A 21,474-nucleotide genomic window follows, 5' to 3' on the forward strand; every position below is an offset into this window, starting at 1 on the left:
GCGCCTTCACAAAACCCTTGACGGTATCCTCGACAACAAGGTCAGGGTCGTTGATGAAACGCTGCATGGTAACTCCTTGAGAATTGCGAGAGCCGGTCCGGGCTCAAAGAATGGTGTAGCCGCCGTCGATCAGAAGATCGGCGCCGTTGATCATGTCCGCGCCCGGCGAGACCAGGAACACGGCGGCGGCGGCGATCTCTTCCGGGAAGGCGAAACGGCCGGTCGGGATGCGCTTCCTGGCGGCGTCGCCCTTCTCGCCGGCCCAGGCCTTCTTGCCGAGTTCGGTGAGCACGATGGTGGGCGAGATCGTGTTGACGGTGATGCCGTGTTTGCCCCATTCGGCGGCGAAGGTCTTCGACATGCCGATGACGCCGAACTTGGAGGCGCAATAGGCGACGTGCTCTTCGATCGCCACCGTGCCGGCCTGCGAGGCGAGGTTGACGATCTTGCCGCCCTTGCCGTTGGCGATCATGCGGCGGCCGACCGCCTGCGTGACGAGGAAGCTGCCCTTGAGGTTGATGTCGATCGTCTTGTCCCATTGGGAAAGCGTCAGGTCTTCGGCCGGGGCCAGTGCGACGATGCCGGCGCTGTTGACCGCGATATCGATGCCGCCGAAGGCTGCGGCCACGTCGGTGACGGCCTTTTCCACCGAGGCCGGGTCGGAGACGTCGCAGACGAAGGGCTTCGCCGCACCGCCGAGCTCTTCCGCCTTGGCCTTGGCGATGTCGGCGTTGATGTCGAGCACCGCGACCTTCGCGCCCTTGGCCGCAAAGGCCGTGGCGATGGCCGCGCCGATGCCGGATGCGCCGCCGGTGACGAGCGCGATCTTGCCGTCGAGCGGGAAGTTGAGGTCGATCCTGGGAGGTGTGTCGGTCATCGGTTCAGCCTTCGTATCCTGGAGAGAGCGGGGCGGCGGGGCCGCCCCGCGGTTTTGCCTGTTACTTGCGCATGTCCAGCAGCTTGTCGACGTTCTCGGTCGTGACCGGCGTCCACGGAACATTGTATTCCTTGTCCTTGCCGTCGTTGAACGGCATGTCCGGATACTGCGCCCAGATGTCGGACTGCGGCTTGTAGTCGCCCTTCTTCGCATGGAAGATCGCGAGGTCCAGCGCGCCCTGGGCCTGTGCGCGGGCGTCCTGGAGGATCGAGGTCATCGTGCCTTCCTTGACGGCGGTCAGCGCGTCGGTGATGCCGTCGATGCCGGCGATCGCGAAATCGTCGGTCTTCAGGCCCGCCGACTTGATCGCCTCGATCGCGCCGAGCGCCATCTCGTCGTTCTGGCCGATGACGCCGTTGATCTGGCCGGGATGGGAGGTCAGCCAGTTCTCCATCAGCGTCTGGGCTTCGGCGCGCGACCAGTTGGCGGTCTGCTGCTCGAGGACCTTGACGTCCGGGCACTCGGCGAGCGCCTTCTGGTTGCCTTCGAGGCGCGAGATCTGCGCGGACTGGCCGATCGGGCCCTCGATGATCACGACATTGCCCTTGCAGCCGATCTTGTCGAGAACGGTCTTGGCTTCCATGTAGCCGGAAATCGTGTCGTCGGAGCCGACATAGGCGGCGAGCAGGTCGGAGTTCACGCGGGTGTTGGAGCCGACGACCGGAATGCCGGCGTCGCTGGCGGCCTGCACGGCCGTCGCGCCGGCTTCGATGTCGATCGGCACGAAGATGATCGCATTGAACTTCTGCGTGATCATCGTGTTGAACTGTTCCTGCTGGACCAGCGCGTCATAGCGGCCGTCGAAGACGGTGAGCTCGACTTCGCCGCTCTTGACGGCGGGGTGCTCTTCGAGCGCGGCGGACCAGATCTGCATGAATTCCGCGTTGAGGCCGTAGGGGGCCGCGCCGATCTTCAGCTTTTCCTGGGCCATGGCGGACGAGGCGAGCAGGGCGGTCGCCGAGGCGAGCGCGATCATCAGTTTCTTCATGTCATTCTCCTCCTTTGAGAATTCCGGCCGCACTTCGGCGTGCCGTTTCGTCCACGGGCGCTGTAGGGCGCCCGGTTCCTGTCGGGCTAGAGCATCGAAATGCTCTAGCGCTTTGTTTTCATGCAATTCCGGACGCAAAACCGCTGCGCACTTCTGCTGGAACTGCTTTAGACGCCCTGGTTTCGCTTCTGGTCGAGCATGACGGCGCCGACGATGAGGGCACCCTTGAGGACCTGCTGGTAGTAGGACTGGATGCCCATCAGATCGAGGCCGTTGTTCATGACGCCGATGATGAGCGCGCCGATCAGTGTTCCCGTCACCCGGCCGACGCCGCCCGAAAGCGAGGTGCCGCCGATGACGACCGCCGCGATGGCGTCGAGTTCGTAGGCGATGCCGGCCTGCGGCAGGGCGGAGCCCGTGCGGGCCGAGAGGATCATGCCGGCAAGGCCCGACAGCGCGCCCGAGATCACATAGACCATGAAGCGGATGCGCGTGACGTTGAGGCCGGAGGTCTTGGCCGCATGCGGGTTGCCGCCGACGGCATAGATGTAGCGGCCGAAGCGCGTGCGGGTCAGCACCCACCAGGAGACGAGGAAGACCACGGCGAGCAGGATGACCGGCATCGGAATGCCGAGGATGTTGCCCGTGCCGATCCAGCGGAATTCCGGGGAGAGCGCCGGCACCGGCTTGCCGCCGCCATAGATGAGGGTCGCGCCGCGGGCGGCCGAGAGCATGCCGAGCGTCGCCACGAAGGCGGGCACGGAAAAGCGCGAGACGATGAAGCCGACCAGCGCGCCGCAGCCGACGCCGACAAGGATGCCGACGGCGAGCGCCACCACCATCGGATAGGGCGCGCCGGCGATGCCGGCCGTTGCCGAGCTCGTCACGAAGCTGGCGCTCACCATGCCGGCCAACGCGACGACCGAGCCGACCGAAAGGTCGATGCCGCGTGTCAGGATGACGAAGGTCATGCCGATGGCGAGCACGCCGTTGATCGACGTCTGCAGGAGCACGTTGGAAATGTTGCCGGGCGTCAGGAAGAACTGGTTGGACACCGACAGGATGCCGACGAGCAGCAGGAAGGCGAGGAAGATGCCGTATTCCTGCACGATCAGCCGGCGGCGATCGGAATTCAGCCAGCTGCTGGCGGTCTTGTTCTCGATACTGGACACGGATGTCACCTCTTGCCATGCGGGGTTGGATGCGTCGGTCGGGTCTCGTTCCGGTCAGGTCGACAGGTGCACGAGGGACTGGGCATCCGTTTCCTGCCGGTCATGAATGCCGGCGGATCGTCCCTGCCGCATGACGAGGATGCGGTCGGACATTCCCAGGATTTCGTCGATTTCGGAGGAGATCATCACGACCGTGCCGCCGCTCGCGGCAAAATCGCAGATGATGCGGTAGATTTCGCGCTTGGCGCCGACGTCGACGCCGCGGGTCGGCTCGTCGAGCAGCAGGACGCGCGGCTGGCGCAGGAACCATTTGCCGAGCACCACCTTCTGCTGGTTGCCGCCGGAAAGGCCGGAGACCGGCATCGTGTCGCGCGCGGCCTTGATGGCGAAGCGGGCGATCATGTCGGCGCTGGCCGCCTGTTCCTCGCTCCTGCGCATCACGAAGGCCGGGCTCATTTCCGGCAGGCTGGCGAGGCAGATGTTGTTGCGCACGCTGTCCGTCAGGTTGAGGCCCGTCACCTTGCGGTCCTCGGTGACGAAGGCGATGCCCTCGGCCATGGCGTCGGAGGGCTGGCGGATGCTGACGACCTGGCCGTCAAGGCGGATCTCGCCGGATGACGGACGGTCCATGCCGAAGAGGCAATTGAAGATTTCCGTGCGGCCAGAGCCCATCAGGCCGTAGATGCCGAAGATCTCGCCCTTGCGCGCGGTGAAGGAAATGTCCTCGATCTTGCCGGGCGCGAAAAGGCCGGAGACTTCGAGGCCGGCGGTCTCGGTCGGCGTGTTGGTCTTGATATACTCCTCGCCGAGCTCGCGGCCGACGATCATGCGGATGAGGCCGGGGCGGTCGATATCGGCGAGCTTGCCCGCGCCGACGAAGCCGCCGTCGCGAAAGACCGTGTAGCTGTCGGCGATCTGGAAGATTTCGGAAAGCCGGTGCGAGACGTAGACGATGCCCTTGCCCTCGGCCTTCAGGCGCTCGATCGCCGAAAACAGGTGCTGGGCCTCCTTCTCGCCGATCGCCGAGGTCGGCTCGTCCATGAAGATGACATCCGCCTCGTGGCTGAGCGCCTTGGCGATCTCGACCAGCTGCATCTGCGCGACCGAGAGGTTCATCATGTATTCTTTGGCGGAGATGTTGAATTCCAGGCGGTCCAGCAGCGCCTGGGCGTTGCGGTTCATCGTCTTGAAATCGATGCCGCCGAAGCGGGTGGACGGTTCGCGGCCGAGATAGATGTTTTCGGCCACCGTCATATGCGGAACCGGGCTCAGTTCCTGCTCGATGATGGCGATGCCGGAGTGGAGCGCTTCCGCGGGACTGTTGAATTCGACGGGCTTGCCGCGATGCAGGATCGTGCCGCCGTCGCGCTTGTGAATGCCCATGAGGATGGAGAGGAAGGTCGACTTGCCGGCGCCGTTGCCGCCGCACAGCGCATGCACGGAGCCGCCCGCAAGTTCGAAGCGGCCGTCGCGGAGTGCGGCGACGCCGCCGAAGGACTTCTTCAGTCCCTCCACCTTCAAGAGTGGCTGCATGTCTTCCTCCCGGCATTTCAGGAGCGATGCTCTCTCCATCGCGTATTTACAAATTACACCTTAGTGTCGACATATGTCAAGTATGAAAAGTGACAAAGGATGGGATCGGTCTGTCATTTGTAAAAAATCGATTTAAAGTGATCGATTTAAAGTGTCTGCCGTGCGCAGGCAGGGCGGGTATGTGCAGGCGCTTGCAGGCCCCGGAAAACTCTTCTACGGAAATGAAGAAAGACGAGCGGGGAGGGCGCCATGCAGGATCGGAACGCGGCTTTGCAGGAAGGGACGCGGCTGGACGATCCCGAACGTGCCTACCGGGTCCTGATCGCCGATCTCGTCGGCCTGCGGTTCGATGGCGAGGGACGTCCGGATTTCAGCGAGGTCGCGACGCATGTCGCGCAAAGCGGCGGCGTCTTCCACGACGCGGCCTTCGCGGGCGAGGCGCTGCCGCCGGGCATCCATTTCTTCTACCAGCCCGACCTCAGCACCGAGGCGGATATCCTGGCGCAGACGGATCGCGGGCAATATGACGCGCTCATCGCCGCGGCGACCTTCATTCCGCGGCTGGCGGTCTTTCCGCTCGGCAGCGTGCGCATCGGTGCCGGCACCGGCAATATGGGCTCGCTCTCCTGGGGCGGCGGCAATGGCGAAGGCGGCATCGCGCCGCTCATGAATACGCCCGGCATCAACAGCCGCGCGACGGCGCAGATGGTGATGAAGGCGCTCTTGAAGGTGACGCCGGACCTGCCCGTCGATCTTCTGCACGAGCGCGTGGCGAGCGGTGATTTCGATACCGGCCGCGACCTCAAGTCCTATCCGACCGCCAAGCTGGAGAGACGCCGCATGGCGGTCATCGGCTACGGCAATATCGGCCGCGAGGTGGCCAGGCTCGCCTGCGCCTTCGGCATGCGGGTGGCGATCCATGCGCGCGCGAAACACCGCCAGTGGATCGAGGCGGAAGGGTTCGACTATGCGGCCTCTCCGGCGGAGGCGGCGACGGGATCGGACGTGCTCACCGTCCATGTCGGCCTCGGGCGGCTCGATCCGGTGCGGCGCGCCTACGCCAATGCCGGCATCGTCGACGATGCCGTGCTCTCGGCGATGAACCGCGGCGCCGTCGTCGTCAACTACGACCGGGGCGAGGTGGTGGATGCCGGCGCGCTCGACCGGGCGCTCGCCTCCGGCCAGGTGCGCCACGCCGCCATCGACGCCGACCTCTTCAAGGATGCGTCAAGCGGCACGCTCAGCGGGCCGATGCTGCCCTATCTGACACTCGCTGCCCGGCATCCCGGAAAGCTCGAACTTCTGCCGCACGCCGCGGCCGATACCGACCACCCCTCGCGCGTCGCCGGCGCCTGCCAGGCCGTGGACCAGATTCTCGACGTCATCCGCTATCGTCGCGTCCGCAATCTCAAAGGGGACCTGCCGGAGGGCTATATCGACGCCGGGGCGAAGGTGCCGCGCGGCATCGGCCGCGTGACGGCCGCGACGCTTGCCGCCGCCGTCGCCGATCCGCGGTTCTCCGAGCTGCACGGCGTCTCGCGTGAAATCTTCGACACGCTGGAGGCCATCGTCGAGGCGGTGGACGACGGCATGACGCACCAGCCGGCGGCCGGCGACGTCACCGCGCTGACCCATCTGTTCCTGCGCCAGCGGCGGCTTCTCGAAGGGCTCGGGCTGGACGGGCCGGCGGAGGCCTGAGGCGGTTCCGGGAACTTTCGCCGCCACCGCCAGTTCCTTCCCTGACACGATCTTCAGGGAGTGACCGCCATGACCCACCAGCGAGACGAACGCGGCGATCCGCTGACCCGCACCCATGAGCCGGCCCGGAAGGGCTACGCCGCGCGGGAAACCCGCCAGGGCGGGCTTGGCCGGCCGATGCTGAAAGTACTTGGCATCAGTCTGGCGCTCGCCTTCCTCGTCTGGGGCGCGGTGGAGATCTGGGGTGAAAGCGCCGATCCGACGGTCGATACGGAACAGACGTCCTCCACTTCCAGCGGCACGCAGACGCCGACCCAGGATACGATAGACAACAGCGTTCCCGGCGGCGGGGAGACCGTTCCGACGGACCGCGATCCCAATCAGGATTCGGGAACGGGCGGCGACAGCCAGCGCGTGACGCCCGACGGCACGGGCAACTGACCGCGCCGAGGATCAGGTGACCGGCGCATCCGCGTGCCGGCCATATCGCTTCATCACCGCGACCAGTTCGTCATGCCTGATGGCGTCGACGCGCAGACGGTCGTGCGGCGTGCCGCCGCTGTCCTTTGCCGCCAGCATGGCATTGACCACGGCCTCCTCCACGCTTTCCACCGCCGCCAGATAGACCGGATCGAGATGTTCGTCATTGACCATGTCGAGGGCGAGCAAGGCCGGTGCGCGGTGCGCCATCGGCTGCGGATTGGCGGTGGAGAAGGCGAGGAAGATATCACCGGAATTGTTGCCGCCGGGCGTGCCGTTGCGTCCGATGCCGATGGCGGCGCGGCGGGCGAGGCGCTTCAGCTGATGCGGGGCCATCGGCAGGTCCGTGGCGATGACGACGATGATCGAGCCGCGCTCCTTGAGCTGGCTTTGCGGCGTGTTGTCCTGGAGATGTTTTCCGACCGGCACGCCGCAGACCGTCAGCCAGTCGCGCTGGCCATGGTTGGCCTGCACCAGCGTGCCGATCGTATAGTCCTTGTCTCCGACCGTGACGACGCGGGAGGCGGTGCCGGTGCCGCCCTTGAAGCCATAGGCGATCATGCCCGTGCCGCCGCCGCAATTACCCTCCGCGACGGGACCGGAGGAAAGGTTTTCCAGAGCTGCCCGGGCATCCGCTTCCGTCACCGGCATGCCGTTGATATCGCTCAGCACGCCGTCATAGGTCTCGGCGACGACCGGCATCAGCCAGAGGAAGTCGCCGACCTCGTAGGTCGAGGCGTAGCGCTCCAGCATCCAGCGGATCGTCGCGTGATGGGTGATGCCGACGCCGTGGGTGCTGGTGATCATCACGGGACCCAGAAACGTGCCGCCGTCCTCGATCCAGTGCGTGCCGGTCATCTCGCCGTTGCCGTTGAAGCGGTGCACGCCGGCATAGACGGGGACGGGCGTCGGGCTCTCGCTATGGGGCAGGATGGCGGTGACGCCGGTGCGCACCGGGAGCTTGCGGCCGGGGCGTGGGGTTTCCTCGACAATGGTGCGGAAGCCGACGGTGATGCCTTCCACATCGGTGATGGCGTTGAACGGGCCGGTGCGGCCGGTGAAGGGCAGGCCGAGGGCGCGGGCGCGGGGTTTTGCGGTATGGGTCATGGTCATTTCTGCCGGGAGCGAAGGTAGAGGCCGAGCGAGGCGACGACGAAGGAGAAGGTCAGCATCATCACGGCGATGGCGTTGATCTCCGGCTTGATGCCGCGCCGGAGCATGGCGAAGATGAACATCGGCAGGGTCGTCACGTCGACGCCGGCGATGAAATAGGTGATCACCAGATCGTCCATCGAGATGATGAAGGCGAGCAGCGCGCCGCCGACGATGCCCGGCAGGAGTTGCGGGAACACCACCTTGCGGAAGGTCGTCCATTCGTTGGCGCCGAGATCGGCCGAGGCGTGTTCCAGCGTGCGATCCATGCCGGCGAGCCGGGCGGAGACGACGATGAAGACATAGGAGATCAGGAAGGTGCACTGGCCGATGATGATCGTCTTCAGGCCGAGGTTGACGCCGGCATTGACGAAGAAGATCAGGAGCGCGATGCCGAGCACGATATCCGGCATCAGCATTGGCATGAACATCACGGTGCGGTAGAAGCGCCGCCCGAAGAAATCGAAGCGGTAGAGGGCGATGGCGATCGCCGTGCCGAGCATGGTGGCGATGGTCGTGGTGGAGGCGGCGATCATCAGGCTGTTCCAGACGGCCTGGACGAGCTGGTCGGTGGATTCGATATAGAGCGCGTTTTCCGAGACCGTCGTCTTGAAGCCGAGGACCTGGGCGTACCATTCGGTGGTGAAACCGGTCCAGGTCATCATGTTGATCGGGTTGGAATTGAACGAATAGACCGCGATCAGCGCCAGCGGGATATAGATGAAGGCGAAGAAGAGGGCGGTGTAGGCGATCAGGCTGCCGCGGGCGAGGGAGGCGAAGATCTTCATCAAAAAACCTCCTCAGCGCCCGGTCGCGGCATCGATGCCGCGGCGGCCGGACACGATGACATAGACGCAGAGCAGGACGAGCATCACGCTCATCACCATCATCGCGAGCGCCGAGCCGAAGGGCCAGTTGCGCGCGGCGAGGAACTGCTGCTCGATGAGATTGCCGAGCATCATCACCTTGGCGCCGCCGAGAATGGCCGGCACGACGAAATTGCCGAGCGCCGGGATGAAGACGATCACCGCCCCGCCGGCAATGCCGGGCGCCGTCAGCGGCAGGATGATGCGCAGGAAGGTGCGGATCGGCCCCGCGCCGAGATCAAGCGAGGCGCGCACCAGTGTCCAGTCGAGCTTTTCGACGCTGGCATAGACCGGCATGAACATGAAGGGGATGAAGACATAGACCATGCCGAGCACGATCGCCCCGTCCGTATAGATCAGCTCCAGCGGCCGGGCGACGACGCCGGTGTTCAGCAGGACGGAATTGACGAGGCCGGTCTGGCGCAGGATCAGCACCCAGATGAACAGCCGCACGATGAGGCTGGTGAAGAAGGGCAGGGTGATGAGGAACAGGCAGAAATTCTTCCAGCGCTCGGAAAGCCGGCTGATGCAGAAGGCGGCCGGATAGCAGACGAGGAGCGTGGCGACCACCGTCAGCGCGGCGATCTTCAGCGAGCGCAGGAAGATGGCGATATAGACCGGATCGAAATCCTCGAACATCGGATCGGCGAAGCCGAGGATGCGGCCGTAATTGTGCGGATACCAGGTCCATTCCACCCCGCCGTAAAGGCCGGGGGCTAAAAAGCTCGTCACGATCATGATGGCGAGCGGGCCGAGGAAGAAGACGGCGAGGAACAGCGAGACCGGCCCGAGCAGCAGGCCGAGCTGGGCGCGGCGACGGAAGGCGATCGACGACATGTCAGGCGGCCTCCGCCGGGATGAGGTGGACCGCCGCGGGATCATAGGCGAGGCGGGCGCGGCGCGACTGCTCGATCTCGCCGACGAGGTTGCGGCGCGCCGCCGGGATTTCCGCGATGACGCGCCGGCCGGTCGCCGTGCGGCCGAAAAGCTCGAAGGTCGAGCCGACGAAGACGATCTGTTCGAGGTCGACGTCGAGGCTCGGGGCGGTGTCCCCCTGCTGCGCGAGGAAGAATTGTTCGGGGCGGATGAGCGCGGTCGCCGCGCCGCTTGCGCCCGCCTTCGCGTGGGCGATGGACAGGCCGTCGCCGGTCACGAGCCGCGCGCCCTCCGCCCGGCCCTCGAAGAGATTGCTCGCGCCGACGAAGGTGGCGACGAAACTGTTCTTCGGCTGGTCGTAGATGGCGCGGGGCGTATCGAGCTGCTGGATGCGGCCGCCCGACAGCACGGCGACGCGGTCCGACATGGTCAGCGCCTCCTGCTGGTCGTGCGTGACGAAGATGAAGGAGATGCCGAGGTCGTGCTGGAGCGTCTTCAGCTCGATCTGCATGGCCTGGCGCAGGTTCTTGTCGAGGGCGGAGAGCGGTTCGTCGAGCAAAAGCAGCTTCGGGCGGGCGATGATGGCGCGGGCGAGCGCCACGCGCTGCTGCTGGCCGCCGGAAAGCTGGCGCGGCTTGCGGCCCTCCATGCCGTCGAGGCCGACCATGCGCAGCGCTTCGGCGACGCGCTTGGCCCGCTCCGGCCGCGCGATCCCCGCCACTTCCAGCGCATAGCCGGTGTTTTCGCCCACGGTCATATGGGGAAAGAGGGCGTAGTTCTGGAACACCGTATTGACCGGGCGGCGATAGGGCGGGCGGTCCGTCATGTCCTCGCCGTCGATCAGGATGCGGCCGGAATCGAGCTCCACGAAGCCGCTGATCGCCTGGAGGAGGGTGGTCTTGCCGCAGCCGGACGGGCCCAGCAGCGTCAGGAATTCATTGCGGCGCACGGTAAGGTCGATCGCGTCGAGCGCCGTCACCGTCTGTCCTTCGGGCGTGCCAAAGGCTTTCGCCGCCTTCTCCAGGCGGACTATCGAATCTCGCATCGTCGTTCCCCAAAATGTTATTAAAATAACGCTTGTGCGATTTAGATAGTTGGATACCATTTAGCCATCCAAGTCAACGGCCGAAAGAAGCCGGGACGGGAACATCCGGTGCAAAGGAAAGCACCGGGGCCACGACGGGCCAAACCATCAGAGGAGATCATTCGATGACGAAGTCTTATCGCGCCGGCGCATCCGGCCTTGGGGCATGGACGCGCCGCACCGCCCTCTCGCTCGCCGCCCTCGTGGCGACGGCGGGCATGGCAAGCGCCGCCGAACTCAACATCTACAACTGGGGCGAATACATCAATCCGGAGGTTCTGAAGAAGTTCGAGGAGGAGACCCAGATCAAGGTCAACCTCTCGACCTATTCCTCCAACGAGGAAATGCTGGCGAAGATCCAGGGCGGCGCGACAGGGTACGATATCGTCTTCCCCTCCGTGCACATGCACGACATCATGGCCAAGCTCGAGCTTCTGGAAAAGACCGACATCAACACGTTCGAGGGCTTCAAGAACATCGATCCCGCCTTCCTGCGCGCGAAAAGCGACCCGAAGGGCGAATATTGCCTGCCCTATGCCTGGGGCTCGGTCGGCATCTTCTATAACCGCACGATCCTCGGCAAGGACGTCACGGGCTGGAAGGACCTGATCGAGACGGTGAAGGCCAAGGGGCTGAAATTCACCCTGCTCGACGACATGCGCGAGGTGCTGGCGGTCGGCCTCATGCTGAACGGCCACAAGATCAACTCCACCGATCCGGCGGAATTGCAGCAGGCGGCCGAGACGATCATCGCCATGAAGCCCCATGTCGCGGCCTTCACCTATGACACGCGGCCGATGGTGCAATCCGGCGACGTCGCGGCCGGCCACTTCTTCGTCGGCGCGATGGTCGACGTCTTCGGCGACGAGAAGGACCTCGGCTATGTGATCCCCGAGGAGGGCGCGACCATGTACCAGGAGGACGTCTGCGTCTTGAAGACGGCTCCCAACAAGGAGAACGCCATCAAGTTCCTGCAGTTCTACACCCGCCCGGAAATCGCCGCGCTCAACGTCGCGCAGCAGACCAATGGCACGGCCAACGTGCCGGCGCGGGAATTGACCCCGGAAAAGATCAAGAATAGCAAGGAAATCAACCCGCCGGCCGAGACGATGGCGCGTCTCCAGATCTTTGAGGACCTGGGCCCGGCACTGCGCCAGCTCGACCGCGTCTGGACGCGCATCAAGACGGCGCAGTGAACGCGCGCGATCCCCGCCCGTCTTTCGGCGGGCGGGAGTTTGGAGAAGGGGGCGACGTGTCGAAACGCATTCTGAAGCTCGTTCGGTCCGACGACCTCCGGCGCTCCAAATCCGACAGGCTGATCGCCCACTATATCGAGCGCAACATCGCCGAATTGCCCTTCGAGACGGCGCGCTCCATCGCCCAGCGCCTTCAGGTCTCGCCGATGACCATCGGGCGCTATCTCCGCCGGATGGGCTTCGACGGGCTCGACGAACTGAAGAGCGAACTGCGTCGCGGCGGCTCCAACCCGGCCTGGGAGGTCAAGGGACCGGTCGCCTCGCTGGAGCAGGACCGCAAGGAGGGAAAGCTTCTTGCCGGCCTCATCCAGCAGCAGATCGACAATCTCGGCCAGATCTACGCCATCACCAGCGCGCCGGAATGGCAGCAGACGATCGACGCGCTGATCGGCGCAACGGAAGTCTATGTCGCCGCCTATCAGAACGTGCGCGGCATCGCCCAGTATTTCGCCAGCCAGCTTTCCTATACGCGCCCGCGCGTGCAGTTCGTCGACGGCCTCAACGGCACCTATGCGGAACTGCTCGACGGCTCCGTCGAGGGACGGCTGCTCTTCTTGCATGACGTGCGCCGCTTTGCCGCCAAGGCGCGGCCGCTCGCGCTGGAGGCGCGGCGGGCCGGCGTGAAGGTCGTTCTGCTTACCGACGAGTTCTGCCCCTGGGGGCCGGAGGTCTCCGACATCTGCCTCATCGTGCCCGGTTCGCACGGACCGCTCTGGGACGGCGCGGCCACCATGACCGCCGTCATGGACCTCATGCTCAGCAACATCATCGTCCTGAAGGGCGACGAGGTGAGCGAGCGCGTCGACACGCTCACCCACCTCCAGGATGTCTTCGGGGATTTCGAGAGCTGAGCGCCTTGACGCTGCCGAGCACGGCGGACTAAGGATGGGGAGACGGTTCCCCGAAGGATGACTCCCAGGGGATTAATAGGGAACACGGTGCGGACGACCCAACAGGGACCCATTCCGTGGCTGCCCCCGCAACTGTAGGCGGATTGCCGCCTGTCCTTAGGACGCGTCTTCGCGTCATGCCACTGCGGTTCTCCCGCGGGAAGGCAGACAGGCAGCAGATATCCGTGAGCCAGGAGACCTGCCGTCGTCGAGCCAATTTCCAAGTCACGGGCGGGGATGCCCGGAACAGGAGACCCTATGACGACCCTGGCTGCCGGCGACGGCGGAATCCCATTCGTTTTCTCCCGACCGCAATCGATCCGCCTTTGTCGGCGCGTCGGCTGAGCCCGCACGCTTTCACTCATCCGGGAGACACCCATGACCACTCTGCCTGCGGCCGCACGCGCCGCAACCTTCATTTCCGCGCTGGCCGGCGCCGCCGTGCTCGTCCTGTCCTCGGGCGCCGTGCAGGCGGCCGCGACGCAATATCCGCTGACGCTGGAGAACTGCGGCCGCAGCGTGACGTTCGAAAAGGCGCCGGAGCGCGCCGTCTCGCTCGGCCAGAGCACAACGGAGATCCTCTACCTGCTCGGCGTCGGCGAGCGCATGGTCGGCACGGCCGTCTGGATCGGTCCGGTTCTGGCCGGCTACGAGGAGGTCAATGCCAAGGTCGAGCGCCTTGCCGACAACGACCCGAGCTTCGAGAGCGTCGTTGCCAAGAAACCGGACCTCGTCACGGCGCAGTTCCAGTGGCATGTCGGCCCGGAGGGCATCGTCGCGACGCCGGAACAGTTCGAGGAGCTGAACATCCCGGTCTATACCTCGCCTGCCGATTGCGTCGGCAAGGACAATTCCGGCGGCGGCGACGGCGTGCGCAAGACCGTCTTCACCATGGACCTGATCTACAAGGAAATCAGCGAGCTGGCGCAGATTTTCGATGTTCAGGATCAAGGTGAGAAGGTCATCGCCGACCTCAAGGCCCGCGAGGCGGCGGCGCGCCAGAAGATCGCCTCGGCGGACGGCAAGCTCTCCGCCGTCTTCTGGTTCTCCAGCGCCGAACTCGACATCGATCCCTATGTCGCCGGCCGCAATGGCGCGCCGGGCTACATCCTGTCGGCGCTCGGCATCCGGAATGTCATCGAGAGCGACGAGGAATGGCCGACGGTCGGCTGGGAAACCATCGCCAAGGCCGATCCGACGATCATCGTCGCCGGCAAGATGGAGCGCCGCCGCTTTCCGGCCGACGATGTCGCCGTCAAGCACCAGTTCCTGAAGTCCGATCCGGTCGCCAGCCTCATGCCGGCCGTCAAGAACGGCCATGTCGTCGACATGGATGCCCAGGCGATGAACCCGACGATCCGCACGATCGAAGGCATCGAGGTGCTCGCCGACGCCGTCGAGAAGGCTGGCCTCGCAAAGTGACGGCCGATCGCCCCATCCTGCTTCTTGCGGGCGCCGCCTTCGCGGCGCTCGTGCTGCTCGTCGCCGCGCTCGGGGTGGGCGCGGCGGTGGGCGAGACGGCCATTCCGCTCGATATCGTGGCGAAGACCCTGGCGAACCGCCTGTGGCAGGCGGGCTATGCGCTTGAGCCGATCGACGAGGGCATCATCTGGAACTACCGGCTGAGCCGCGCGATCGTCGCCGCTTGCTGCGGCTCGGCCTTGGCGCTTTCCGGCGTCATCCTGCAATCGCTGCTGCGCAACGCGCTGGCCGATCCCTACATCCTCGGCATTTCCGCCGGCGCCTCGACAGGGGCGGTGAGCATCGCGATCCTCGGCTTCGGCGCCGGTCTCCTGACGCTGCCGATCGGGGCCTTCATCGGCGCGCTCATCGCCTTCGGCTTCGTCAGCGCGCTCGCCGTGCGCGCCGGCCGCGGCACGGGCGCGATCATCCTGGCGGGCGTCGCGGGGTCGCAGCTCTTCAACGCGCTCACCTCCTTCATCGTCACCAAGGCGGCCAATGCCGAGCAGGCGCGCGCCATCATGTTCTGGCTGCTCGGCAACCTTTCCGGCGTGCGCTGGCCGGATGTCGGGCTGGCCGTGCCGGTCGCGCTTTTCGGCCTTCTCGTCTGCCTCTGGCATGCCCGCGCGCTCGATGCCTTCACGTTCGGCACGGAATCGGCGGCCTCGCTCGGCATTCCGGTGCGCCGCGTCTATGTCGTGCTGATCGCCGTTTCCGCCGTCATGACCGCCAGCATGGTCAGCATGGTCGGCTCGATCGGCTTCGTCGGCCTCGTCATTCCCCATGTCGCGCGCATGCTCGTCGGCGTCCGGCACGGGCTGCTGCTGCCCGCCTCGGCGCTGATCGGCGCCATCTTCATGATCGCCGCGGACGTGCTGTCGCGCATCATCATCCCCGGCCAGGTGCTGCCTATCGGCGTCATCACCGCCCTGTTCGGCGCGCCGGCCTTCGCGCTCATCCTCAGCCAGAGGAGATCGGCCCTGTGACGCTCTCGGCAAAAGGCCTTTGCTGGTCGGTCGGCGGCACGACCATCCTGTCGGATGTCTCGCTCGACGTGCACCCCGGCGAGTTCCTGGGCATCATCGGCCCGAACGGCTCCGGCAAGACCAGCCTGATGGCGCTGATGGCCGGTATCCGCAGGCCGCAGGCCGGCGCGGTGACGCTCGACGGCAAACCGCTTTCCGCCCATGGCCGGCAGGCGATCGCCCGGCGCATCGCCTTCGTCGAGCAGCAGGCCGAGACCACCGAGCGCATCACCGCGCGCCAGGCGGTCGAACTCGGCCGCACGCCCCATCTCGGCGCGCTGACGCCCTGGTCGCGGGCGGACGACGCCATCGTCGACCGTGCGCTGGAGGAGGTCGACATGGCGCACTTTTCCCGCCGGCTCTGGCACACGCTCTCCGGCGGCGAGCGCCAGCGGCTGCATATCGCCCGCGCGCTCGCCCAGCAGGCGCCGATCCTCCTTCTCGACGAGCCGACAAACCACCTCGACATCGGCCATCAGATCAGCCTGCTCCAGCTGGTGCGCGAGCAGGACCTGACCGTCGTCGCCGCGCTGCACGATCTCAACCACGCCGCCATGTTCTGCGATCGCATCGCCGTCATGCAGGGCGGCCGCATCGTCGCGCTCGGCACGCCCGCCAAGGTGCTGGAGCCGCAGCGCCTCGCCGACGTCTTCGGTGTCACCGTCGATGTCGAGCGCGACAGCGCCGGCGGCTGCTTCATCCGCTATCGCCGGCCGGAGCCGCGGCCGGCCAAACTCAAGCTCGTTGCAGAGGCATGATGAAAACCCGTTTCCTCCTAGCTGCGGCCTTCGCCGCTTTCCTCCACGCCGCTCCCGCCGCCGCCGAAACGTTTCGCGTCGAGATGCGCAATCGCGGCGAACGGGGTTCGATGGTCTTCGAGCCTGATTTTCTGGCGATCAAGCCGGGCGACAGCGTCAAATTCATCGCCACCCACAAGAGCCACAATGCCGCGAGCATCGAGGGCATGGTTCCCGAGGGCTATGCGGGCTTCAAGGGCAAGATCAACGAGGAGATTGAGGTGACCTTCGACCAGCCGGGTTACTACGGCATCAAATGCTCGCCGCATTTCGGCATGGGCATGGTCATGCTGGTCAAGGTCGGTGAAGCGGAGCTGACGGAGGCGATCCGCAAGGTCGAGGTGCCGGCCCGCGCCCGGCCGCGCTTCGACGATATCTTTGCCCGCATCGATGCCGGCGAGGGGCGGTGATGCACGGCCCGCGCGCCAACAGCCACCTCAAGGAGGACATTCGCGACTACTGGTCGCGCCGCTCCGAAACCTTCGACCTTGCCTTCGGCCATCGTATTCCCGAAGGGCCGGAATTCGACGCCTGGGCGGCGGCGATCCGCGAAAACCTCGGTCCCGAACCGCGCCGCGTGCTGGAGCTTGCCTGCGGCACGGGGGAGGTGACGCGTCTCCTCCTCTTCCTCGGCCATGAGGTGACGGCGCTCGATTTCTCCGAGGCGATGCTGGCGGTGGCGCGGAAAAAACATGCCGGGGCGAGAGGGCTTCGCTTCCTGCTCGCCGATGCGGAAAATCCGATGGAGCCGGACGAGAGCTACGATGCGATCGTCTGCCGCCATCTCGTCTGGACGCTGACGACCCCAGCCGAGGCCTTTGCGGAATGGCACCGCATGCTGAAGCCCGGCGGCACGCTTCTGTTCTTCGACGGCGACTGGGCCGCGCCGACCCGGCTCGGCCGGCTGGCGAGCCGGGCCATCGCCGTCATCGACAAGGTCGTCGGCGCCGATCCCCACTATGACGGGGCGATGAGCGCGCGCCATGCCGACATCATGGAGCGGCTGCCCTTCGGCGAGGGGTTGACCGTCGAGCGCGTGCTGCCGCTGCTGGCGGCGGCAGGATTCCGCGACATGACGATCGGCTCGCATGCGCCCATCGCAAAGGCCCAGCGCCGCACGGCGGACCTGCGCAACAGGCTGCGCACGCTGCTTTACCGCCGTTTCATCCTTTGCTGCCGGAAGCAGCCGCGTCCGGTTCCGGCTCCACCGTCAGCTTAACCCGGTCGGCGGCAAAGCGCGTGCGCGAGAACTGGATCGGAACGCCGTCGAGGTCGGTGTTGACCGCCGTCGCCACGAGGATGATCGCGCCGGGCGAGAGCTTCAGGTGGCGGATGTCGTCGCCTTCGGCATGGACGGCGGATATCTCGGTCGATCGGCGCACATAGTCGGACACGCCGAGCTCCTGGAAGGAGGCGGTGATGGAGCGCGTCCTGTTGTAGGCCGCGTCGATCCCGGTAAAGCGATCGGCCGGGAAATAGTGCGTCCCGCAGGAGACCGGGCGCCTGTCGGCGCTGTTCACCGTTTCAAGCCGCACGCAGGGGGCGCCGGGCGCAAGGCCGAGCGCCGCGGCGACGGCGGCGGGCGCGGCCTCCGTTGCGGCCGCGAGCAGCCGGCCTTCCAGATTGCGCGTCTGGTTGCCGAGGCCCTGCGAGAAGCGGGTGCGGCGGGAAATCGGGAAGCGCAGCCGGTCGCGCCGTTCGATGCGCGTGCCGATGCCCTGGATCGGCCGGACGATGCCCTCTTCCGCAAGCGCCGCCATGGCGCTGCGCACCGTGTGCCGGTTCACGCCGAAGCGGGCGGCCAGCGCCATTTCCGGCGGCATCATGCCGGTCTCGTCGAAGTCGCCATTGTTGATCGCCAGGCGCATGCGATCCGCGATCTGCCGCCAGAGCGCCACGCCCGATTGCCGTTCCACCATTTCCGCCCCCGCGAAACCCCTTGTCACATCACACTGTCACACCCTTGTCATTCCCGCCGATTAAGACGAAACTCAAGATGTTCGGTTGTCTAGATTAATAGACATTTGGAGATGAGGCAATGGCATCCATTCAGAAATCCGCCGAGACCGCCGCGACCGGCGACCGGCAGAGGGCGATGGGCCTGCTCGCGAAGGCGAGCCGGGCCGAATTGCAGGCCGCGTTCGACGCGCTCGACGACAAGCCGGCCGCCCAGCCCGTGCGCGGCCCGGAAACGGGGCTCGTCATGGTGCGCGGACGCATCGGCGGCGGTGGCGCGCCGTTCAATCTCGGCGAGGCGACGGTGGCCCGCGCGAGCGTCCGCCTCGACGACGGCACGGTCGGCCACGGCCAGGCGCTCGGCACGGATGGCGCGAAGGCGCGGCTCGCGGCGATCTTCGATGCGCTCTTCCAGCAGCCGGCCCGCAGGGCCGAGGTGGCGGCGCTGCTTGACGCCGTCGCCGCGCGCATCGCCGGCGAGGATGCGGAAAAGGCACGCCAGACGGCCGCCACGCGCGTCGATTTCTTCACCATGGTTCGCGGAGAGGACTGATGACATTGGATACGCTCGCCTTTGCCGGCGGTTTCAAGGAGCCGGTGTTCGAGGCGCAGGCCGCCTTCCGCACGCTGATGGACTGCATGGCCCGGCCGGGCACGATCGGCCGCATCGATGCGACCGTCGTGCCACCCGCGCCGCTGAATGCGACGGCCGGCGCCATCGCGCTGACGCTCTGCGACCACGATACCGCCGTCTGGCTCACCCCGACGCTTTCCCGGTCGGCGCTGCCGGGCTGGCTCGCCTTCAATGCCGGCGCGCCGGTGACCGAAGAGCGGCAGAACGCACGCTTCGCCTTCGTGGAAAAGGACGCCATGCTGCCCAATCCCAGCCTCTTCGCCCAGGGCACGCAGGAATATCCGGATCGTTCGACGACGCTCGTGGTCGAGATCGCTTCCTTCGAGGGCGGGCGGCCGCTCGTGCTGAAGGGCCCGGGCATCCGCACCGAGATGGAGATCGCGCCGGTGGGCCTTCCCGACATGTTCCCGCATTTCTGGTCGGAGAACCGACAGAATTTTCCGCGGGGCGTCGACCTGATCCTGGTCGCGGGCGGAGAGCTCCTCTGCCTGCCGCGCACCACCGCGCTTGGCGTGAAGGAGGCGTGAGACCATGTACGTTGCCGTCAAGGGTGGCGAAGCCGCCATCTCCAACGCCCACCGCCTTCTCGCCGACCGCCGTCGCGGCGACCGCTCGCTGCCGGCCATCGGCATCGAGCAGATCGTCGCCCAGCTCGGCCTTGCCGTCGACCGCGTGATGGCGGAAGCATCGCTCTATGACCGGGCGCTCGCGGCGCTCGCCGTCCGCCAGGCCCGCGGCGACATGATCGAGGCGATCTTCATCCTGCGCGCCTATCGCACGACGCTGCCGCGCTTCGGTTATTCGAAACCCGTCGAGACCGGCGATATGATCGTCGAGCGCCGCGTCTCGGCCACCTACAAGGATTTGCCGGGGGGCCAGCTCCTCGGGCCGACCTTCGACTATACGCACCGCCTGCTCGATCCCTCGCTTTTGACGGACGAAGCGGTGGAGGCGCCGCTGGAGCGCGAGGAGGCCGGCGAGCCGGTCATGCGCGTCTCCGACATCCTGGCCGGTGAAGGCCTCGTCGAGGACGACGGCAGCCTGCCTAACGGCCACATCGCCGGCGACCTGACGCGCGAGCCGCTGGAATTCCCGATGGCGCGGGACCTGCGCCTGCAGGCGCTCGCCCGCGGCGACGAGGGCTTCCTGCTGGCGCTCGGCTATTCCACCCAGCGCGGTTATGCCCGCACCCATCCCTTCGTCGGCGAGGTGCGCATCGGCGCGGTCGAGGTGGAGCTGGACATGCCGGAACTCGGCTTTGCCGTCTCGCTCGGCCGCATCCAGGTGACGGAGTGCCAGATGATCGCCCAGTTCAAGGGTTCGGCGAAGAACCCGCCGCAGTTCACCCGTGGCTACGGCCTCGTCTTCGGCCAGAGCGAGCGCAAGGCCATGGCCATGTCGCTGGTCGACAGGGCGCTGCGGGCGGAGGAATTCGGCGAGGATATCGTCGCCCCGGCACAGGACGAGGAATTCGTCATCTCCCATTCCGACAACGTGCAGGCGACCGGCTTCGTCGAGCACCTGAAGCTGCCGCATTACGTGGATTTCCAGGCCGAACTCGATCTCGTGCGCCGCATGCGGCGCGAATACGAGGCCGCGCAGAACACCGATCTTCCGGAGGCCGCAGAATGAGCACCGCAGACCTCGCAACCTACAATTTCGCCTATCTCGACGAACAGACGAAACGCATGATCCGCCGGGCGATCCTGAAGGCGATCGCCATTCCCGGCTACCAGGTGCCCTTCGCCTCGCGCGAAATGCCGATGCCCTATGGCTGGGGCACCGGCGGCGTGCAGGTGACGGCGGCGATCCTCGGGCCGAAGGATGTGCTGAAGGTCATCGACCAGGGGGCGGACGACACGACCAACGCCGTCTCCATCCGCGCCTTCTTCCAGAAGGTCGCCAATGTGGCGGTGACGACGAAGACGCGGGAGGCGACGATCATCCAGACGCGCCACCGCATTCCCGAGGAGAGGCTGACGGCCGGGCAGACGCTGGTCTACCAGGTGCCGATCCCCGAACCGCTGCGCTTCCTCGAGCCGCGCGAGACCGAGACGCGCAAGATGCACGCGCTGGAAGAATACGGCCTGATGCATGTCAAGCTCTACGAGGACATCGCCCGCAACGGCCATATCGCGACGACCTATGCCTATCCGGTGAAGGTGGAGGGCCGCTACGTGATGGACCCGTCGCCGACGCCGAAATTCGACAATCCGAAGATGCACATGTCGGAGGCGCTCCAGCTTTTCGGCGCGGGGCGTGAGAAGCGCATCTATGCCGTGCCGCCCCATACCGAGGTCGTCAGCCTCGATTTCGAGGACCATCCCTTCGAGATCCAGACCTTCGACAAGCCCTGTGCGCTATGCGGCGCCGAAAATGTCTATCTCGACGAGGTGGTGCTCGACGACAGGGGCGGCCGGATGTTCGTCTGCTCGGACACCGACCATTGCGAGGAACGGTGCTCCGCCGGCCATCGCGGCCACCTGGCCTATGACAAGGAGGCTGCGGAATGAGTAGCGCTCACCCCCCTCTGTCCTGCCGGACATCTCCCCCTCAAGGGGGGAGATCGGCAAGCGGCCGGAACTTTGCTCAAATCGAATCGCTGAAGATGGGCGGCACGTCACTCCATCCAATCTCCCCCCTTGAGGGGGAGATGTCCGGCAGGACAG

21 protein-coding genes, 1 pseudogene and 1 riboswitch are annotated in these 21,474 nt (G+C 66.1%); of the genes and pseudogenes, 13 read left to right on the forward strand and 9 right to left on the reverse strand.

Annotation, left to right across the window (positions count from 1 at the left end; translation table 11 throughout):
* Positions 1-103 precede the first annotated feature (103 nt).
* From MUU56_RS03915 to MUU56_RS03930, 4 genes are all read right to left on the reverse strand, one after another.
* A complete protein-coding gene (locus MUU56_RS03915; RefSeq protein ID WP_244766012.1) occupies positions 104-877 on the reverse strand; it encodes an SDR family oxidoreductase in 774 nt (257 codons plus the stop codon).
* Positions 878-938: 61 nt separating this feature from the next.
* Entirely contained in the window at positions 939-1,925 is a 987-nt protein-coding gene (locus MUU56_RS03920; RefSeq protein ID WP_244766013.1) for a substrate-binding domain-containing protein, read from the reverse strand.
* A gap of 167 nt (positions 1,926-2,092) precedes the next feature.
* A complete protein-coding gene (locus MUU56_RS03925; RefSeq protein ID WP_244766014.1) occupies positions 2,093-3,097 on the reverse strand; it encodes an ABC transporter permease in 1,005 nt (334 codons plus the stop codon).
* A 54-nt stretch (positions 3,098-3,151) separates the two neighbouring features.
* Positions 3,152-4,630, reverse strand: a complete 1,479-nt coding sequence (locus tag MUU56_RS03930) for a sugar ABC transporter ATP-binding protein (RefSeq protein ID WP_244766015.1) — start codon at positions 4,628-4,630, stop codon at positions 3,152-3,154.
* 285 nt (positions 4,631-4,915) lie between these two features.
* On the opposite strand from MUU56_RS03930, the pseudogene MUU56_RS03935 reads away from it, so the two are divergent.
* Positions 4,916-6,328: pseudogene (locus MUU56_RS03935) on the forward strand (NAD(P)-dependent oxidoreductase); the annotation flags it as partial.
* A gap of 69 nt (positions 6,329-6,397) precedes the next feature.
* The gene (locus tag MUU56_RS03940; protein WP_244766016.1) at positions 6,398-6,769 is read left to right on the forward strand and encodes a hypothetical protein; all 372 of its coding nucleotides are present in this window, start codon (positions 6,398-6,400) and stop codon (positions 6,767-6,769) included.
* A 12-nt stretch (positions 6,770-6,781) separates the two neighbouring features.
* Here the strand turns inward: MUU56_RS03940 and MUU56_RS03945 are convergent, their stop codons facing one another.
* Genes MUU56_RS03945 through MUU56_RS03960 form a run of 4 tightly spaced genes read right to left on the reverse strand, consistent with a single transcriptional unit; the run spans position 6,782 to position 10,747 of the window.
* Positions 6,782-7,915, reverse strand: a complete 1,134-nt coding sequence (locus tag MUU56_RS03945) for a DmpA family aminopeptidase (RefSeq protein WP_398431587.1) — start codon at positions 7,913-7,915, stop codon at positions 6,782-6,784.
* A 2-nt stretch (positions 7,916-7,917) separates the two neighbouring features.
* Positions 7,918-8,748, reverse strand: coding sequence for an ABC transporter permease (locus tag MUU56_RS03950; protein ID WP_244766018.1), 831 nt, complete (start codon positions 8,746-8,748; stop codon positions 7,918-7,920).
* A gap of 12 nt (positions 8,749-8,760) precedes the next feature.
* Positions 8,761-9,663, reverse strand: a complete 903-nt coding sequence (locus MUU56_RS03955) for an ABC transporter permease (RefSeq protein WP_244766019.1) — start codon at positions 9,661-9,663, stop codon at positions 8,761-8,763.
* Position 9,664: 1 nt separating this feature from the next.
* Complete coding sequence (locus tag MUU56_RS03960; protein ID WP_244766020.1) at positions 9,665-10,747, reverse strand: ABC transporter ATP-binding protein; 1,083 nt, start codon at positions 10,745-10,747, stop codon at positions 9,665-9,667.
* 164 nt (positions 10,748-10,911) lie between these two features.
* On the opposite strand from MUU56_RS03960, the gene MUU56_RS03965 reads away from it, so the two are divergent.
* The 7 genes from MUU56_RS03965 (at position 10,912) to MUU56_RS03995 (ending at position 17,434) form a co-directional block, all read left to right on the forward strand.
* A complete protein-coding gene (locus tag MUU56_RS03965) occupies positions 10,912-11,982 on the forward strand; it encodes a polyamine ABC transporter substrate-binding protein (protein ID WP_244766021.1) in 1,071 nt (356 codons plus the stop codon).
* 56 nt (positions 11,983-12,038) lie between these two features.
* Positions 12,039-12,893 carry a MurR/RpiR family transcriptional regulator gene (locus MUU56_RS03970; RefSeq protein WP_244766022.1) on the forward strand — a complete coding sequence of 285 codons (855 nt, stop codon included), beginning with the start codon at positions 12,039-12,041 and terminating at the stop codon, positions 12,891-12,893.
* 26 nt (positions 12,894-12,919) lie between these two features.
* A riboswitch (cobalamin riboswitch) is annotated at positions 12,920-13,153 on the forward strand.
* Positions 13,154-13,310: 157 nt separating this feature from the next.
* Positions 13,311-14,354 carry an ABC transporter substrate-binding protein gene (locus MUU56_RS03975; protein WP_244766023.1) on the forward strand — a complete coding sequence of 348 codons (1,044 nt, stop codon included), beginning with the start codon at positions 13,311-13,313 and terminating at the stop codon, positions 14,352-14,354.
* Positions 14,351-15,379, forward strand: coding sequence for a FecCD family ABC transporter permease (locus MUU56_RS03980; protein WP_244766024.1), 1,029 nt, complete (start codon positions 14,351-14,353; stop codon positions 15,377-15,379). Before MUU56_RS03975 ends, MUU56_RS03980 begins: the two co-directional genes overlap by 4 nt.
* On the forward strand, positions 15,376-16,176 hold the full coding sequence (locus MUU56_RS03985; RefSeq protein WP_244766025.1) for an ABC transporter ATP-binding protein: 801 nt from the start codon (positions 15,376-15,378) through the stop codon (positions 16,174-16,176). The genes MUU56_RS03980 and MUU56_RS03985 overlap by 4 nt, the downstream gene beginning before the upstream one ends.
* Complete coding sequence (locus MUU56_RS03990; protein ID WP_398431581.1) at positions 16,173-16,625, forward strand: pseudoazurin; 453 nt, start codon at positions 16,173-16,175, stop codon at positions 16,623-16,625. Before MUU56_RS03985 ends, MUU56_RS03990 begins: the two co-directional genes overlap by 4 nt.
* Positions 16,625-17,434, forward strand: a complete 810-nt coding sequence (locus MUU56_RS03995) for a class I SAM-dependent methyltransferase (protein WP_244766027.1) — start codon at positions 16,625-16,627, stop codon at positions 17,432-17,434. Before MUU56_RS03990 ends, MUU56_RS03995 begins: the two co-directional genes overlap by 1 nt.
* Here MUU56_RS03995 and phnF read toward each other — a convergent pair.
* A complete protein-coding gene (gene phnF, locus MUU56_RS04000; protein WP_244766028.1) occupies positions 17,379-18,134 on the reverse strand; it encodes a phosphonate metabolism transcriptional regulator PhnF in 756 nt (251 codons plus the stop codon). The two genes, MUU56_RS03995 and phnF, sit on opposite strands and share 56 nt — an antisense overlap.
* Before the next feature lie 119 nt (positions 18,135-18,253).
* Between phnF and phnG the strand changes: the two genes are divergently transcribed.
* From phnG to MUU56_RS04020, 4 genes are read left to right on the forward strand one after another with little or no spacing between them, the layout of a single operon-like run.
* Positions 18,254-18,724: a phosphonate C-P lyase system protein PhnG gene (gene phnG, locus MUU56_RS04005; RefSeq protein WP_244766029.1), complete on the forward strand. Its 471-nt coding sequence runs from the start codon at positions 18,254-18,256 to the stop codon at positions 18,722-18,724.
* Entirely contained in the window at positions 18,724-19,332 is a 609-nt protein-coding gene (gene phnH, locus MUU56_RS04010) for a phosphonate C-P lyase system protein PhnH (RefSeq protein ID WP_244766030.1), read from the forward strand. Before phnG ends, phnH begins: the two co-directional genes overlap by 1 nt.
* Positions 19,333-19,336: 4 nt before the next feature.
* On the forward strand, positions 19,337-20,437 hold the full coding sequence (locus MUU56_RS04015) for a carbon-phosphorus lyase complex subunit (RefSeq protein ID WP_244766031.1): 1,101 nt from the start codon (positions 19,337-19,339) through the stop codon (positions 20,435-20,437).
* Positions 20,434-21,318 carry an alpha-D-ribose 1-methylphosphonate 5-phosphate C-P-lyase PhnJ gene (locus tag MUU56_RS04020; RefSeq protein ID WP_244766032.1) on the forward strand — a complete coding sequence of 295 codons (885 nt, stop codon included), beginning with the start codon at positions 20,434-20,436 and terminating at the stop codon, positions 21,316-21,318. Before MUU56_RS04015 ends, MUU56_RS04020 begins: the two co-directional genes overlap by 4 nt.
* The last annotated feature ends 156 nt before the right edge of the window (positions 21,319-21,474 follow it).

It is taken from the genome of Shinella yambaruensis, from assembly GCF_022899355.1.
Classification (GTDB): domain Bacteria; phylum Pseudomonadota; class Alphaproteobacteria; order Rhizobiales; family Rhizobiaceae; genus Shinella; species Shinella yambaruensis.